We start from the raw sequence: 16,063 nt of genomic DNA, 5'->3' as shown, positions 1-16,063 counted from the left end.
GTCCGGATACCGGATTTGCAGTCGTTCGTCTTCCAAATGGACACTGATGCCCAGCCTGGGACTCCGCCAGCCGTTCAGCTTTGAGATCGATTGGAACTCAGTCAGCCCACGCTGCCAGCCCTCCACCGCGCCGGATTCAGGGTCGATGACGTAGTATTCTTCGACTCCGTGTTTCTGACAATCCAGTTCCGTTGTTGGTCGTTCTCGCCCATCGGCTTGCCGTCACTTTCAATGTAATGGATCAGCGGAGGAGGAGGCGGTTCGATCAATGCCTGGTCAAAAGTAATCATGCCGGGACCCAAAACTGCGGGCTTGTTCAATCTCGACTAATCGGGTCGCTCAACAACGAAACAAAGCTACCGCACCCCGGTTCCCTCACAGAACCAGGCAAAATTTTCCGCATTCGTTCTGTTCTGGCCATTCCTTCCTCCCTACGAGGCGTTGGATACGGCAGAAAGTGCTGAAAGCAATGCGTGTGCCGGAGTGGGTCGTCCAGCGTCCAGGGTTAGGGGCACTGGGCCGTCCCGGGAGCGAAGGCCAAGAGCAGGCCCCTGGAGAGAGCGTCAGCCTCCTCCAGAAATCAGAACTGGCCGAGGTTGACGACCTGCATCGTTTCTTCACCCATGGCGATGCCGTAAATCCGTTCCCGGTTGAGAAACGGGATCACCGAGGGTTCGAGATAGACACTCGCCGCGGCGAAGAGCACCGTCCGACCGGAATACTCCGGGAAGAACTCCGAAAACCGGGCGGCTTTGGAATGCATTTGCGCCGCCTTCTCCGCGTCCATCCGCCGCTTGACCTCGACAATCAAGGTTTTGGTTGGCCCAACCGCCAATAAATCCAATTCCATCATTTCACCGGGATGAGACGGGTGTTTGCGTTTGATTCGGATTCCGCAGATATGCGCTTCTTCGGTGGCGAAAATGGCCTGAGCCAATCGAAATCCGCACGGCGCCACCATGTCCTCAATAAGCGTGCCCATACTGTCGGAAAGCTCGGCAAGCCGTTTGTTGAAATCTTTGCGATCCTGCTCAGCTTGGTGCCGATCCCGCTCAGCTTGTTGTTGCATTTCCAGTAATTGACGGTCCGTTCGAGCGTTGCTGGCCCGGATTTCAGCGATGTCCTCATGAATCGCCGCAAGGACCACGGAACTTTGTTCCATGAACCTGGCCAGGGTCGCTTCCAGATTGATGACACGTTCTTCGGTTACCATTCTTACCAAGCCTACGAACTGGGACGCAGGCTGGCAAGCTGCTACCACGGCACGCACGGCACGGCCCCATCAGGTCAAGTTGGGAGGTGGATACTGCGCTTGAGAACACCGCCATCCTCCGTTTTCTGTGGGTGCGATTAAAACTGTCGGTCAACGAAGTCTTTTCCCTCTCTTCCTGAAGGGAGGAGAGGGCCCGAAGGGAGGAGGGCCGGGGAGAGGAGGTGCGTTGGATCGGGTCTATGTTTTGAAGAAACCCCTCTCTCCATCTCTCTCCCCACTCGTCCCTCGCGAGGAGAGAGGGACGACAATCGGAGTCGCTGACCGATGCTCTTAATCGCACCCGTTTTCTGTTGTCCCTGTTCAAACTCAACCGCTGGTCACGGAGTTCTCTTCGCAGGATTGAACTTGGAATCTGGAACACGACGATCATTCGCTCCCTCTGAAGTTCGGATTTGTCGCCAGTGAGACCGCAGCGATCATGTTCAGCGAAGCGATCCGACCTTCCATGATCGCCTGGAACAATTCGTCGCGCGTGAACAACAGCACTTCCGACTCCTCCAAATCGCCGGAACACGGTTCCTTGACTTTGCAGGCGTTTCGGGCTGAGAACAAATGGGCCTTGCCACAGCCGTAGTTGGAATGCGGCACGTAGCTTCCAAGCGAAATCCAATCGTCCGCGGTGTAGCCCGTTTCTTCGAGCAGTTCGCGCTGCATGGCTTCCAACGGCCTCTCGCCCTCTTCGATCAATCCCGCAGGCAAAGTGATGCATTCGCCGCGCACGCCATGGCGGTATTGACGAGCGGCAATAATCTGCCCCTTCGCGGTCTCGGCATAGACCACGCAATATTCCGGCAGCCGAATCTGGTGGTAATCGTCCACCACTCGTCCGTCCGGCAGACGGACTGTCTGGACACTCAGTTCGACCCAGGGTTTGGCCGCATAGATCAATCGCGTGCTGAGAACGTGCCAGGATGTGTTGCGCATCGTTGTGGCAATTCTAACTCTTCCTCAAGTTGAGATGGATTTTAGCCTTTGCTTGATCAGAGGCAATCCCGCAAGCAAGCAGTCCAAATGATTTTCCCGATACCCCGGGAACACAAACCCGCAGCCGCGACCGTCCACATTGCAATTGGCGGCGTAAAATACGCAGTCCGTTCGATGCTCGATCAAGTCTTGAATGTACTCGACACTGCATTCGTTCACACCGTATTGATCGAAGCCGTACCACTTGCCGGGCGTTTTGAAGTCGTCGATTGCCACGACACACTTCTCAATCCCTGTGACTGTTGAGATTTCATCCCGCAACGGCCAATAAGTATTCCGTGCTTTGGCGCCCTGGTTCCAGACCGTTTGAGCGCGATCCGGAGCCACATCGGATTCTGAATCGGGGTTTGGTCCACCCCAATGCGCGTCGAGGTAGAAGAAGGGATTCTTTTTCTGAGCAAGAACAGCGAGGTTTTCTCTGAGAAACTTCACGGAATCGGAAATGACGACCTGCGCCTTTGAGTCACCGTCCAACAGGCGACGAACCTTGTCGCAGCAGGTTTTTTCAACGTCCACCTCAAAAAGAGGCAACTCCTTGAACCACCGCCTGACAATTCGAGCCGTCTCCCCATCAAGAATGCCAGTCTCGACAAAGACTTCCGATTGGAAAATCTCTATAATGGCACGGGCGACACTATTAATCATTGGCTTACTTTTGGTCGTCGAGGATTAAACTCGTCATGAATCGCGTCTTGTCCGACAGGATGAACTTTCGATTCAGTTGTGAAGTCGGGATCCGACAAGTTTGATCGTATTCGTAAGCATAGTTCTTATGGAGCCCGTATCGGCACCAACAGACGAATCGATCGCGCTCAGAAGGAACGCCGCGGTGCAAGCCGTAAGTATCCGCGATGAATCCTTGCCCTGCCTCCCCGCGAAAGTCCTCCATCAATCCAACCAATCGCTCCGCGTTAGCAGCAAAGTTGGGCTTGCCATAATCCCCGTCGGAAAAAACGGACTCAACCAGCGCGCGGTCGCGGACGTGGTCAAATAAGGCTTCTTTGGTGTGGGTTCCTCGAATGAAAGTATGCTGCCCTCCGTTTTCTCCTACATCCGTGAGAAAGATGAAAAAGGAAAGGAATTTATAGTCATCCAGGTCTCGATGGAAATCCTGGGTCAGGCCGACGCTCTTGTGAAACCCTCCGAAATTCCACCAGGCGTTGATCGAAAAAAGCAAAGGCGCACAACCAAGATACTCTTCGGCAATATTTAGAATCTTTGGACTTAGAGCGGCCTCCAGGAGGTACGGCGCGTTCAGAATCTCCAACTGTTTATAGCTGCCAAATCGGTGTTGCTTGGCGTCTTGATGAAGATAGCGGGGCACTCCATCGCTCTGCGCCCAAACGTGACTACTGTAAACCGGAAGCGCTCGGAAGTAGCCAACGATTTCTCCCACTTCGGCGTCGGAAAATACTCGGCCCAGGCGGCTGATCCCCTCTCTCTTCAGATCACGCTTGGCACGCGCGTTTAGAGCGTTCGCTTTGAAGTCGAAGTGCCTGTTCACCAAGCGGGCGATTCCGGCCGCCAGTGCATCTTTGGTTCCGATCTTGGGAGCTCGCTCCGTGTTTCCACTCTTCCGGAAAAACTCCTGGATGTCGGGGGCAATGTCATCATGAATGATCCGACTTCGCAGGAACTCTGAAGAAATCCCCTGCGGGCGGCCAACGCCCACCGTCGATGGTTCGGCAGATTCAGGGACAGAGCTTCGCGGATCGGCTTCCCGCGCGCTGAGGCCTCTGAGTATTGCGTCGATCACCGGCGCAGAGCCAGACCGTCTCAGTTTGCGGAGCGCACCGTCGATGGCCCTTGTTTGGTGGTCCGACGTAGCCTGAACACGAAAGAGCTGTTTGTTGAAGTCTTCGCTCCCTCTCTTATAGGAAATCAATAATTGAACAGCACGGTAGGCAGCGTGTTCTTTGTCGAAATTCGTCTCAATCAACTTAAGCGCGTCTGCGTTTCGTCCCTCCTGAAGCAGTTCCGCCACTGCCCCGAAGCAAAGGTCCTCCCAATCCTGAGGCGAGATTTCTTGAACTGGGACAGGTGGTAGGTCCGCGTCGTCAGCGAGCGTACCGCCGGGGCTTTCGGCAATGTTCAGGCCTGTTCTCCAGGTCGTGATGTCCCAGGGATTCGCTTCCAGAGTTTCGCCGAGCAAGCGCGCTGCCTGGTCCATATCTCCCTTGGCTGCAGCCACCCTGGCCAACCCCCTGCGTGCCGGGAGGGATGTCGGATCGCGCTGGGCAATGCATCGAAACGTCTTCTCGGCTGATGCGAAGTCGTGCACGCATGCCTCGTTCGATGCCAAGAGATGCTCAACTTGGTTCGCCGTGATTTGCGACTGAATGCCCGACTCAAATGACCCGGATTGGTTGAGTCGAGACATCAGGCGGCGCAGGCGGACGATGGCCTCCGCGGGGCGCTGAAGTTTCGTCAGCGCCAAAGCGAGCAGGTAATCCACCGACGGCGCAACCTCGCAGAAGCGGCCCAAACCCGCTTCGGACAGAGCAACGACTTCCTCGAACCTTCCGCACTCCATCAAGAGGGCACTTGTGATCCTCAGCACCGGCTGACCAATCATCGAGGCCACTTCAGAATTCTCGACCTTCGACAGGGTGCGAACGACCTTCCAGCTCTCGTCGATCGCGGCTTCACGACTTCCTTCCCGATACAATCCGAGTCCGGCCATGAAGGACAACGCTGGCTGCAGACTTGAGCAAGGCGAAATCTCCGGGAATGCCCGGTTGTCGCCAAGCTCGGGAGGAGTCTGAGACCATAAGGCCGTGCTCTCGGCAGATGGGACGGTTGGGGTTCCGTTTTGAATTGCAGCAGATCTATTTCCATTATCACGTGACGGTTTGTTGTTCGCTTCGCCGGTGAGCAGGCTCAAATTCTGCCTCGCCAGCGAGTCGGACGGACAAATCCGGAGAATCTTTTGGTACACGTCAGAAGCAATGCGCTTTTCACCACCTCTGAGAAGTGTCGCGGCGAGCGCACGGAGAACATCCAGATCATCGGGGTTCTGTGGAAGAATCTTCAGATAGCCGTCCAGAGCCGCCTTCAGTTCGCCTCGGCTAAAGTGAAGATCCGCCTCAAGTTTTAGGGCTTGCGTGTTTTGAGGATCGAGAGAGAGGGTGTTAGCCAAGGCTTGTTCGAACTGCTCGGGCGGGCCACATTTTTGACATGCTAGCGCCACGCCCAAGTGAGCAGAAGGGTCATTCGGAAGGATGCGCGCGAGTTGCTCGAATCGTTTCCGTGCTTGGCCATATCTTCCCAGACGCAAAAGATGCCTGCCCAGGCTTCGGACAATCTCCGGATTCTCTCCGCTCAGCTCACACGCTTCCTGAAGATGAGCAAGAGCCTCCTCCTCTTTGCCCTGGTTTTGGCAGTCGGTTGCTGCGTGCAGGTGGATATTGGTCTGGGTTTGGAACGAGTCGATTACAGCTTCCGAAGTCTTCATAGTTCCGGTTTGAGCAGGTTTTTGGGTTCACCGATCCAGTCAAAAGTCGGGCAGGCACCTAGCCATGATCTCTCCATCTCTTTTGGGTAGGCTGGAAGCCCGCCCTACGTTCTATTCAATCCCCGAGCAATTTGCGCCGGAGTTTGATCTTGGCCAGATCCTCGACGTTCTGGCGTTGCGCCGGACCGAACTTGCGTTCGACCAGGCTCAAGTATGCGGGGTTCGTGAAATACTTCGGCCAGGCTTCGTCGCGGAATTTCAGCACCTGCGTCGCTGACAAGTGCTTCGTCGGCAGCGGCAGACAATCGTAGGAGAGAAAGGCGTAGCCGGCGTAGGAGTCCGGCAGCTTCCAGCCGTTCGCTCTCGCGGTGTTGTAGAGCGGGCTGCCGGGCAGCGCCTGGCAGGCATACATGTTGGCCATCTCCGTGTTCAACTCGATGGCCAGGTCGAGCGTCTGCTGCATCGTCTCCAACGTGTCGTCGGGGAAACCGAAGATGTAATTCGCGATGATGTTGATCCCGGAGTCCCGCACCGTCTGGCACACCTGGCGAATATTGACTTCCTGGAAGGTGCCCTTGGAAACCTCGCGCCGGATCGTTTGGTTCGCCGCCTCGATCCCGAGACAAAACCACCGAATTCCGGCCTTGCGGAAAAGTTCCAGATATTTCGGCCGCACCGTATCGACGCGCGAATACGACCACATCCGCGAGTTGTAACCCCGCTCGGCCAACCCGTTCAGCAACGGCTCGAAATGCCGTTGGTCCAGAAAGAACATCTCATCCGAAATCCGGATCGTTTCGACGCCCATCTCGTGCAGTTTGTCGAATTCCTCAAGCATCAGATCGGCGGACCAGTAGCGCATGACGGAGGAATTCGCCGACACGACTCCGTCGGCATTGTCCGTCCGATTCAGGATGTTGATCATGCAGAAGTCGCACTTGAACCGGCAGCCGAGCGAAGTGTAGATCGCAGCGAACGGGGTTCGCAAATTGTGACTAAACTCCGCGTGCCAGAAGTGCGCGCGATACAAGTCGAGCGGCTTGCTCCGATACGGCAGCAAATCCCACGCGTAACCGGGCAAATCCTGGTCCATTAGTTCCTGGGGAACGACTCGCTCCGGCGGGTTCAACTCGGGCGCTCCGGAGGTTTTGTGGCCGATGCCGCGCACTTTCGGCAGATCGTTTTTCAAATCCGCCCGCAAGAGATTGTGCAGGGCATAGACTCCCTCGTTGAGCAGGACAATGTCCACGCAAGGCTGAGCCAGCACTTCCTTCGGCAAAGCGCTGACGTGGGAGCCAACAAAACACGTGAGGTACTCCGGAAACGCCGCTTTCAGATCCTGGGCCAGCGCGGTGGCGCCGATCATGTTGGTCGTTCCGGAGTTGGGGTTCTGCCCGTAAACCACAAAACAGACCAGCCGCGGATTCGCCTCGCGCACGCGCCGGACGGCGTCCGGATTGGCCAGCCGTTCCGCGCCGCAATCCAGAATCGCGACCTCGAAGCCTTTGGCCCGGCAACTTTGGGCCAGGAGCAGGCTCCAGGTCGGCGTCTCGATCGCCGAGTAATCTTTGCTCAAGTCCTGGTAGGCCGTTGCGGAGGAGTCCGCGTTGACGAAGAGGACGTCGAGTTGCCTTTTCATGTTCATGCTCGCGTCACGCGTAGCGCAGAGTTGCCCGCTATCATTACCTGTCTAAATCGTCGTTTCCGCGGTAAGGCGAGTCCGTCCCGGCGAGCCGCGGCCGACGTCTTGGGAACACGTTGGAAGCGGCTCGCTGGGGACAGGCTCGCCCTACCGAAGTCAAATTGAGAATTGCTGAGAGTTTCCACCACGCACCTCATTCTTGCTCTCCCCGCGACGGAGGAGTGGGGAGAGGATCAGTTCACCATCACAGCGTCACAACGAGTTCAACAACTCGCAAACCGCCAGGATTTTCTCCGGCTCCAGATCCGGATAATTCCCGATGTAAAAACCGTAGAAGTGAACATGGTCCACCTTCGGGTAATTCTTGAATTCATCCCTGAACAGACGCCGGAGATACGGCTGGCGAAGCTGGTTGCCGCCGCCGGAAGTGCCGCGGCGAAACTCGACTCCGTGCTTGCGCAAGGACACCATGATGCGGTCGCGGAGTTCGTCATCCGGCTCGCGCAGAATCAACGTGAACGCGTAGTTACAGCTTCCTTCGACGGCGAAGTCGATTTGATACTTGACCGGGTCTAGATTCTCCAAAAAGACCTGCAGGTTCCGCGTCCGTTTCTGATTGTTTTCGTCGAGGCGTTGGAGCTGGTTGCGGCCGATGACGGCGTTCAGCTCCGTGCTGCGGAAGTTGTAAGCGGGAAAGGCAAAGATGAAATCCGGATTCAGATCCGGATGGCGCCGCTTGTAAGATTGTTTGACCGATTCGGACGTGCTTTCGCGAACCATCCCATGCGAGCGAATCATGCGCGCCGTCTCGTAAAGCTCCGGATCGTTCGTGCACACCATGCCGCCCTCGATCGTGCTCATGTGATGGGCGTAATAGAACGAGAAATTCGACATCAATCCGAACGTTCCCAGTTTGCGCCCCTGGAACGTCGCGCCGTGCGATTCACAGACATCCTCAATCAGCGGAACTCCGCGATGTTTGAGTTCGTCGATCAATTCTTGTTCGAGCGCGTTGTAGCCCAGGATGTGCGTCAAGAACACAGCCCGCGTGCTCGGCGTAATCCTTTTCAGGATTTCTCCGGAGTCCATGCCCAGCGTGCGCGGGTTGATATCGACGAACACGGGCTTGAACCCGCAATGCAGAACCGAGGCGATGTCTGAAACCCAGGTCAACGTGGGCACGATGATTTCGCCCACATCCCGGTTCTCCACGAACGGCCCTCTCACCCGTCCTGCGGACACCCTCTCCCACTCCGAGGGGGAGAGGGACAGAGAGAGGGGATCGTTCAGGGGTTCAATGCGCGAATTGTGTCGGAGAATTCTCTCGCGCAGCGCGGCCATGGTCACCATGTTCGCGGAGGATCCGGAGTTGACGAACACGCTGTATTTGACGCCCAACCATTCGGACCATTCCTGCTCGAAGGCGCGCACCTGGGCAGACTGCGTCAGGATTGGATCGTCGCCCTGGAGGTATTCGATCAACGCGTCGAGATCATCCCGCGTGATGTTATTGTGCATCAGGGGCCAGTTGAGATTGGCCTGGCGAACGGGAGCAAGGTCAGCGGTGAGGCTCATAGAGGCACCCAAAGTCGTTACAAGGTGAAAAGGGTTAAATCATTAAGTCGGTGATCGGTCGAGAGCCTGTGCCACCCCCCCCGCAACTGATTCTCCTGATTGTGCTTTAGATGAACCGAAAACCGCGCGGACCGCAGCCTTTAGGCTGCTTCCGCGCACTCTCCGGAGTCCAGCGTTGAAGCGGCCTAAAGGCCACGGTCCGGAAGACGGGTTCATGGGAAGAGGAGAAGACGCCATCACCGGCTGCGAAGGTTCAGAATCACGCGGTCTTTCGCAAATAGCGCAGGTCGAATTCGGTCGGGGCGATGACGTTGGGCAGCGCGCCGCCGTTGAAGAATGCGTCCAGGTGCTGGATCGCGCTGCGGCCCATGGCGACGACAGCTTCCCAGGAATTCCCGGCGATGTGCGGGGTGCAAACGAGGTTGGGCAATTCCAGCAGTTCGTGATCGTCCGGCGGTTCGTGGGCATAGACATCGATCGCCGCACCGGCAATCCGACGCGTCTTCAAAGCCATCTTCAACGCTTCCTGGTCCACGACGCCGCCGCGGGAGGTATTGATCAAGAACGCGTCCGGTTTCATGAGGTCCAGCGTGTCGGCGTTGATCAGGAACCGTGTTTCATCGGTGAAAGGCACGTGCAACGTGACGATGTCCGACGAACTGAAAATCGCTTCCTTGGTCGTCAACATGACGCCTTCGTCTCGGCAGAAACTATCCCGATCTGCAGTGTCATTGGCCCACACGGTGCAGTCGAACGGCTTGAGGAGCCGGACCAACTCCTGGCCCACGTTCCCCAGCCCGATGATGCCGATGCGCAGATTCGACAATTGGCGGCCCCCGTTCTTGTCCCACTCGCCCAGCCGCAGTTTTTGAGAGGTGACGAACAGGTTTCGCGTGAGGCCGATCATGAGGCCAACGGTCATTTCCGCGACCGATCTCCGATTGACTCCCGGGGTCCAGCCCACGGCAACACCGCGGTCTCGGCAGGCCTCTTGGTCCACGTTGTCCAGGCCCACGCCGTACTTGGAAATAATCTGCAACCGCGGGCAGGCAGCGAGCAACGGCGCATCGATTTTCTCGAGGCCAATGATCGCGCCATCGGCATCTGCCAGAAAATCTCGCAACGACTGGCCGTGCAGGCGGTCGCCTCGCGTATTGAGAACGATCTGGAAGGCGCGCGCCGAGAGCTCGCGCGTCAGAACTTCGTTTTTGCAGAACGACGGCGAAGTGACTTTGATGAGCGGGGTTTTCATGGAGGCGCGAAGTTAAAGGGCGATGACCGAGGCGCGTTCGAGCGAATCAGCGTCGGAGAATGGAACGGTATTTAGCGCAAATTCCCGGATTCGCTCCGTGAGGCGCGCGACGCCCAGCCCGTATTTCTCGAGAACGTGATTTCGCCCGCCATTCTCGAAGAAGTAACGATCGGGAAGGCCAAGCCGCAACACCGGGATTTGCACTTCCTCATCCACGAGCGCTTCACAGATGGCGCTCCCGAATCCGCCTGCAAGCACCTGCTCCTCCAGGGTCACAATCTTCGAATAGCCCTGCAAGGTCGAGAGCAACGCGGCGCTGTTCAACGGCTTGATCCGGAAAAGGTCCAGGACACCCGCGTCCACGCCGGCCTTTTGCAGTTCTTGCTGTACCTGCAAAGCCCGGTGCAGCATGAAACCGCTGGAAACGATGCAGACATCCTGGCCGGTCGAAATTTCGCAAAGGCCGGCCTCCAGGTTCTCAGTAAACGTGCCTTGATAGATTGCCGGCAAAGCGGGCCGCTCCAGCCGCAAATAACGCAGGGCGGGACGCTCGCAACAGAGGCGCGTGATTTCGAGCGTCGATTCTTCGTCCGCCGGCGTCCAGATTTCCATGCCGGAGAGGGTGCGCATGCAAGCGATGTCCTCCGTCGTGTAATGCGTGGGGCCGGCGTCATCGTAGCCCAGGCCCACGCCCACGGAAATCACCGTGACTGGCTGTTGCATCGCGGCCAGACTGCACTTGAGTTGCTCGAAACAGCGGGCCGTGATGAAGCTGGCCATCGCGTAGGTGAACACGGTCTTGCCGGACCTGGCCAGGCCCGCGGCCACGTCGATCATGTTTTGTTCGCAAATGCCTGGATAAACGAATTGGGCGGGCAGTTTGTCGCGAAAGTCATCCAAGGCCTGAGCGCCGAGGTCCGCGCTCATGAAAAGGATATTCCGATTGCGCTGAGCTTGTCTGAAGACCTCCTCGATGAGGACGTCCCGCATGAGTTTGTGTTTCGATGCCATAGTCAGTCCGTGATGACATTCGTTTCGAGATCGCGCCAGGCCTGCTCCTGCTGGGCCGCGTCGGGCATTCGATTGTGCCATTCGCTTCGGTTTTCCATGAAGGAGATGCCTTTGCCTTTGACCGTGTTGGCGATGATGGCCAGCGGACGTCCGCCGGTCTGGCCGATGCGCCCCAGCGCGCCGAGGATTTCGCGATAGGAGTGGCCATTGATCGAGACGGTCGCCCAGCCGAAGCTCCGGAATTTTTCTTCGAGCGAATCCAATTGGAGGAGATTCTCGGTCGGCCCCATGATCGCCAGGCGATTGCGATCCACGATGCCGACCAAGTTGCCGAGTTGCTGGTGGCTGGCAAAGACTGCGCTCTCCCAAACCGAGCCTTCGTAGCATTCGCCGTCCCCCACAATGACGAAGGCGCGTTGGTCGCGGCCATCTTGCTTTGCCGCCAGCGCCATTCCCGCGCCGATACCCAGACCGTGGCCCAGGGAACCGGAAATGGAATCGATGCCCGGAATGCTCGGATCCGCATACATCCGAAGCAAACAATCCTTGCGTGTGAAATTCTCCAGCTCGGTCGCCGGCACAAATCCAACGTCCGCCAGGATGGGATACAGCGCCATCGCTGCGTGTCCTTTGCTGACGATGATCCGATCCCGGAGCGGGTCGGACGGGCGGCCCTTCTGATACCGAAGGATTCCGCCGTAGAAAAGAGCGATCAGGATTTCAGCGCACGAAAACGAAGACGGGACATGCCCCTTCTTGGTTCGAATCACCATTCGGAAGAGTTCCTTGCGGAGCCAGGCCGATCGTTCGATTAGCGCAGAGACGTCCAAGTTAGATTGGGAGGCAACTCGATCCGGAGCAGTCCCAAGGTTGGTTTCAGCAGGCGCGACCATAGTACTCATTACTCATGATAGTTTCGGGTCAAAAAGCTTGAGCCATTTTCATTGGAGGCGCCGCCTCCATCTCCTCCAGTTCGCGGAACGACGCCAGGCAACGGATCTTCTTGTCCGCTTCCAGCGCGGCATAATCCTCCTCAGGGTCGAAGAAGATGACCTGGCTGCCGGAGCCTTCAAACGCGAAGGGAACGTGCAGCAGCCGGTCCAGTTTCTCCCGCACCCTGGGTTGGCGTTCGGGCGGGACAAATAACAACAGAAATCCGCCACCGCCTGCGCCGGTGATCTTTCCGCCGATCGCGCCTTCGGACCGGGCGGCGGCGTAGATTTCGTCGATTTCGGAATTGGAAATCTTGTCGCCGAGCGAACGCTTGGAGAGCCAGGACTCGTGCAACAATTCTCCGAATTGCGCGAGATGGCCGTTGCCGCACAAGATCGACAGCGCTTCATCGACCATGTCGCGAAGGATACGGAGGTGTCGGCGTTTGGATTCAAACGCCGTGAGGTACGTCTCCACCACTTTAGCCGCGGTCCGCTTGATCCCCGTATAAAAGAGCATCAAGTGCGAAGTCAGGTGCTGCAAGCGTTCGGGCGGCAAGACCACTGGCCGAACCGAAATCTCGCCGGAGTTTGAAAACAGAATGTGATTGAATCCACCATAGGCTGCCGAGACTTGATCCTGCGAGCCGACGGCCTCTTTAAGGATTTCCTGCTCCAGGTGAATGCCTTCCCGGGCCAGAACCTGCTTGGACACCATCTGACCTCGAACGGCATACAGAGCGTTCAGCAAGCCGACGGTGAAAGCCGAACTCGACCCCATGCCGCTGCGCGCGGGCAAATCGCCGTCGTGGTGGATTTCGACGCCGCGATTGAACTTCAAATAGCGCAACGCCTCGCGAACCGCCGGATGCTGGATTTCATCGATTTCGTTGCAGCTTTCGATCTTGGAATAAACCACGCGGATTCGATGCTCGAAAAACGGAGGCAGGAATCGGCAAGTCAGATAGCAGTATTTGTCGATGGTGGTCGCCAGCACCGCGCCCCCATGCTCGCGGTACCACGCCGGGTAATCGGTGCCGCCGCCGAACAAGGAGATGCGATAGGGCGTTCGAGTGATGATCATAGTCGCTCCAGGCGCAGAACGCAGGTTCCGCGCGGTCTGGGATTTTGGTCGTTCGTTCTCATGCAAACCCGATCAAGCGAGGACTGCTTCGGGGTTCCGGAACTCCAGAAAGGACTCAACCTGAGCCCGCGCATAGGACTCCGGAGTGCCAATGTCCAGGAAACGGCCCCGGGTCTTGAATCCGCACACGCCTTGCGCAAGCCACATTGGCAAGGCCTCGCGTTCGAGCGAAAGCGTCATGTTGGCGGGAAGCAACTGGATCAGTTTGCGTTCGATGAGATAAATGCCGGCGTTGATCCAGCCCCCGCCGCCCGCGCTGCTTTTCTCTGCGAAGGCAGTGATTTGGCCGCTCTCGCCGAGCTGAACTTGTCCGAAGCGGGATCGGTCATCGACCCAGGCCAGCACCAGGCTTGCGCTGGCGTTGCGAGCCGCGTGCGAGGCAGACAAACCTTCCAAATCAACCTCGCAAAAAGAGTCTCCATTCAGCGCCAGAATTCGCTCGGACGGCAAAAAGGGAAGCGCCTGCCTCAAGGCTCCGCCGGTTCCCAATGGGGCGCGTTCTTTGGAATAGACGATCGACAATTCGCCGAATCTGCGCCCGATGGCACACTCCACCTCTTCAGCCTTGTAGCCTGTGCACAACACGACCCGCCTGAACCCGAAGTTCTCGAGATGCCTCAGCAACAGAGCGAGGAATGGTTGGCCATTAACTTCTGCCAGCACCTTGGGTTGTTCCCCGACCACGGAACGCAGCCGCGTCCCCAGCCCGCCGGCGAGGATGGCCACGGTGATTTCAGAAAGAAGACAAGTCGCGCTCACGTGTTCCGGATTTCAGAATCTAAATGTTTTTGAATCGCGGTCTTCCCAGGAGACGATAGCCCTTCAGCAATTCCTGGATGCCTGAGTCGATGGAACGTCGCGCCTCGAATCCAGCCTCGCGCAGCCGCTGATTCGAGACGATGTAATTGCGCTGATCGGGATCGGTCCCAACGGTCGCGAAATGAATGTAAAACTTGGGAACGTACTCCCGGACTTTCAACGCCAGCTCCTCTTTCGACAGATTGGCGTGGTCCAGCCCCACATTGTAAGGCCGTCCCGCCATCCGGTCGGCGTAATCGATGCAGTGCAAGAAGCAGTCGGCCACGTCCCGGATGTGGACATAGTTTCGTTTGAAATCCTTTTCGAAGATGACCAGGTAGCCGTCGGTGACCGCCGCATAGACAAAATGGTTGACCAGGAGGTCCAGCCGCATCCGGGGAGACAACCCAAAGACCGTCGCCAATCGCAGGGAGATGGCGTTGGCGCTGTCCAGGACGATTTTCTCGGCTTCCACTTTCGTTTTTCCGTACAATGAAATCGGATCGAGCGGCGTTTCCTCGGTGCAATGCACGTCGCCCGTCTTCGTCCCGTACCCGCTGTTGGTCATGGGGAAAACCACGAGCTGGCTGCCGCTGCGCAAGCGATTCATCAGTTGAATCGCATCGACATTGACCGATTCAGTCAGGCAACGGTCGCGATCGCACGCGCCGGCGCCGACGATCGCGGCCAGGGGCAGGATGACATCGGCCTTCTTGATCAAGGGCAACAGGGCGGACTTGTCCCTCGCGTCGCCATACACAAATTCGAAGTTGGGATCTGCGCAGAGATGGAAGAGCGCCGCTTCGCCGTACGTTAGATTGTCCAGACCGGTGACGGAGTAACCCTTTCGAAGCAGATGTTCGGCGATGATGGAGCCGAGATACCCGGCCACACCGGTAATTAATACCTTCTGAGATGGCATAAAACTGTCCGTACGTGCCTGCAGGCGTGGCGGATTTTCCGCCGTGGCGCCGGAGATTTCAGTTGAGCAACCCAGATGCCACTGCAGTTGGAAGCCAACATGGGAAGCAGAGACCGAATGTCGTTACATCGTTAGAAGGTTCAATCGTTAAATCGGTGGGAGCCGCTCGCCGATCGACGAAACCTGGAGGGGAAAGCGTGCCCGACCGCGGAAGAAAACGGTTCTTTACGCTGCGGATTCGAGGATGGCGGATTTCGCCACGACATTGACGCGGCGGTGCAAGTATTCGAGCAACAGCAACGCGCGCTGTCCATCGTTCAGGCTGGCCACATACTCCGCTTCCATGCCAGCAAACGGCCCCTCACGGATCAGGAGTCTCTGGCCCGGAACAAAATTGTACGGCGACAGGGCCGATTCGGCCGCCGTGACAAAGTCCGTGCTCTGCATTTCCTCGATTACGCAATCGGGCACCGGTGTTGGTTGGTCGCCAAACCGGACCAATCCGATGATTCCCGGGCGGCTGGCGACGAAGCGGCCAGCCTGGGCGAGGCCAAACCGAGCAAAGAAATAACCGGGAAACAAAGCGCTCAATACCGTGCGTTTCTTGCCGCCGACCGGCATCAACTTCCGGATTTGGGGACAGAAAACCTGGAGCGGGCCGATCGAGCCATGAAGCGGCGCGGACAAACGAGCAAGCAGGTCAGAGGCACGGCCCTCGTAACCCACCGTGCTGCGAACGCAGAACCAATTCTCCGGCTTGTTGTCAGACTTCACAGAATCCGGGCAAAGCTGCCGCACCCTGACGGTGCTCGAATCGAAATCAGGTTTTTGACCATTCTCATCTCATTCTAATTGAAAGGGCGTGCCTGGTGAACCGAAAAACTCAATCGCGCGAGCCAGGCCGGTCTTCTTCCAGCGCTTGCCCCGAAGCGCTGCGTCCCCCGAAATCCGATCGTCACTGAAAAGGTCGTGGCGGAAAACAACGAAACCGAGTTGAACTCTTTGCTGGCGGTGACTCGAATGTAGTCCTGCAGTTGGAGGAATTCCTGGTTGTAAAGTGTGCGATCGGACTGTGA

Annotated in this window: 14 protein-coding genes; all 14 read right to left on the bottom strand. The window is 57.4% G+C overall.

The window, feature by feature from the left end; genetic code table 11:
• Positions 1 to 101 precede the first annotated feature (101 nt).
• Entirely contained in the window at positions 102 to 290 is a 189-nt protein-coding gene (locus FJ398_17610) for a hypothetical protein (GenBank protein MBM3839747.1), read from the bottom strand.
• A 290-nt stretch (positions 291 to 580) separates the two neighbouring features.
• Positions 581 to 1,213 (bottom strand): hypothetical protein, encoded by a 633-nt coding sequence (locus FJ398_17605; GenBank protein MBM3839746.1) that lies wholly within the window; start codon positions 1,211 to 1,213, stop codon positions 581 to 583.
• Positions 1,214 to 1,639: 426 nt separating this feature from the next.
• Positions 1,640 to 2,197 carry an NUDIX hydrolase gene (locus FJ398_17600; GenBank protein MBM3839745.1) on the bottom strand — a complete coding sequence of 186 codons (558 nt, stop codon included), beginning with the start codon at positions 2,195 to 2,197 and terminating at the stop codon, positions 1,640 to 1,642.
• Positions 2,198 to 2,221: 24 nt separating this feature from the next.
• Positions 2,222 to 2,902, bottom strand: a complete 681-nt coding sequence (locus FJ398_17595; protein MBM3839744.1) for a hypothetical protein — start codon at positions 2,900 to 2,902, stop codon at positions 2,222 to 2,224.
• A gap of 4 nt (positions 2,903 to 2,906) precedes the next feature.
• Positions 2,907 to 5,711, bottom strand: a complete 2,805-nt coding sequence (locus FJ398_17590; GenBank protein ID MBM3839743.1) for a tetratricopeptide repeat protein — start codon at positions 5,709 to 5,711, stop codon at positions 2,907 to 2,909.
• 115 nt (positions 5,712 to 5,826) lie between these two features.
• Complete coding sequence (locus tag FJ398_17585; GenBank protein ID MBM3839742.1) at positions 5,827 to 7,356, bottom strand: radical SAM protein; 1,530 nt, start codon at positions 7,354 to 7,356, stop codon at positions 5,827 to 5,829.
• A 249-nt stretch (positions 7,357 to 7,605) separates the two neighbouring features.
• Positions 7,606 to 8,703, bottom strand: a complete 1,098-nt coding sequence (locus tag FJ398_17580) for a CDP-4-keto-6-deoxy-D-glucose-3-dehydrase (GenBank protein MBM3839741.1) — start codon at positions 8,701 to 8,703, stop codon at positions 7,606 to 7,608.
• Between the two features lie 484 nt (positions 8,704 to 9,187).
• Positions 9,188 to 10,180 carry a hydroxyacid dehydrogenase gene (locus tag FJ398_17575; GenBank protein MBM3839740.1) on the bottom strand — a complete coding sequence of 331 codons (993 nt, stop codon included), beginning with the start codon at positions 10,178 to 10,180 and terminating at the stop codon, positions 9,188 to 9,190.
• Positions 10,181 to 10,192: 12 nt separating this feature from the next.
• Entirely contained in the window at positions 10,193 to 11,170 is a 978-nt protein-coding gene (locus FJ398_17570) for a 1-deoxy-D-xylulose-5-phosphate synthase (protein ID MBM3839739.1), read from the bottom strand.
• A 23-nt stretch (positions 11,171 to 11,193) separates the two neighbouring features.
• Entirely contained in the window at positions 11,194 to 12,093 is a 900-nt protein-coding gene (locus FJ398_17565; protein MBM3839738.1) for a transketolase, read from the bottom strand.
• Positions 12,094 to 12,112: 19 nt separating this feature from the next.
• The gene (locus FJ398_17560) at positions 12,113 to 13,207 is read right to left on the bottom strand and encodes a kinase (GenBank protein ID MBM3839737.1); all 1,095 of its coding nucleotides are present in this window, start codon (positions 13,205 to 13,207) and stop codon (positions 12,113 to 12,115) included.
• 72 nt (positions 13,208 to 13,279) lie between these two features.
• Entirely contained in the window at positions 13,280 to 14,026 is a 747-nt protein-coding gene (locus FJ398_17555) for a galactokinase (protein ID MBM3839736.1), read from the bottom strand.
• Between the two features lie 19 nt (positions 14,027 to 14,045).
• Positions 14,046 to 14,987, bottom strand: coding sequence for an NAD(P)-dependent oxidoreductase (locus FJ398_17550; protein ID MBM3839735.1), 942 nt, complete (start codon positions 14,985 to 14,987; stop codon positions 14,046 to 14,048).
• A 225-nt stretch (positions 14,988 to 15,212) separates the two neighbouring features.
• A complete protein-coding gene (locus FJ398_17545; protein ID MBM3839734.1) occupies positions 15,213 to 15,785 on the bottom strand; it encodes a hypothetical protein in 573 nt (190 codons plus the stop codon).
• Between the last annotated feature and the right edge of the window lie 278 nt (positions 15,786 to 16,063).

Source organism: Verrucomicrobiota bacterium (assembly GCA_016871535.1).
Classification (GTDB): domain Bacteria; phylum Verrucomicrobiota; class Verrucomicrobiia; order Limisphaerales; family SIBE01; genus VHCZ01.
This window is presented reverse-complemented; position numbering and strand designations above follow the sequence as displayed.

What these genes read in the sequence shown, in the direction of transcription:
- FJ398_17610 (MBM3839747.1), bottom strand. Translation starts at nt 290, where the DNA reads ATGATTACTTTTGACCAGGCATTGATCGAACCGCCTCCTCCTCCGCTG.
- FJ398_17605 (MBM3839746.1), bottom strand. Translation starts at nt 1,213, where the DNA reads ATGGTAACCGAAGAACGTGTCATCAATCTGGAAGCGACCCTGGCCAGG.
- FJ398_17600 (MBM3839745.1), bottom strand. Translation starts at nt 2,197, where the DNA reads ATGCGCAACACATCCTGGCACGTTCTCAGCACGCGATTGATCTATGCG.
- FJ398_17595 (MBM3839744.1), bottom strand. Translation starts at nt 2,902, where the DNA reads ATGATTAATAGTGTCGCCCGTGCCATTATAGAGATTTTCCAATCGGAA.
- FJ398_17590 (MBM3839743.1), bottom strand. Translation starts at nt 5,711, where the DNA reads ATGAAGACTTCGGAAGCTGTAATCGACTCGTTCCAAACCCAGACCAAT.
- FJ398_17585 (MBM3839742.1), bottom strand. Translation starts at nt 7,356, where the DNA reads ATGAACATGAAAAGGCAACTCGACGTCCTCTTCGTCAACGCGGACTCC.
- FJ398_17580 (MBM3839741.1), bottom strand. Translation starts at nt 8,703, where the DNA reads ATGGTGACCATGGCCGCGCTGCGCGAGAGAATTCTCCGACACAATTCG.
- FJ398_17575 (MBM3839740.1), bottom strand. Translation starts at nt 10,180, where the DNA reads ATGAAAACCCCGCTCATCAAAGTCACTTCGCCGTCGTTCTGCAAAAAC.
- FJ398_17570 (MBM3839739.1), bottom strand. Translation starts at nt 11,170, where the DNA reads ATGCGGGACGTCCTCATCGAGGAGGTCTTCAGACAAGCTCAGCGCAAT.
- FJ398_17565 (MBM3839738.1), bottom strand. Translation starts at nt 12,093, where the DNA reads ATGAGTACTATGGTCGCGCCTGCTGAAACCAACCTTGGGACTGCTCCG.
- FJ398_17560 (MBM3839737.1), bottom strand. Translation starts at nt 13,207, where the DNA reads ATGATCATCACTCGAACGCCCTATCGCATCTCCTTGTTCGGCGGCGGC.
- FJ398_17550 (MBM3839735.1), bottom strand. Translation starts at nt 14,987, where the DNA reads ATGCCATCTCAGAAGGTATTAATTACCGGTGTGGCCGGGTATCTCGGC.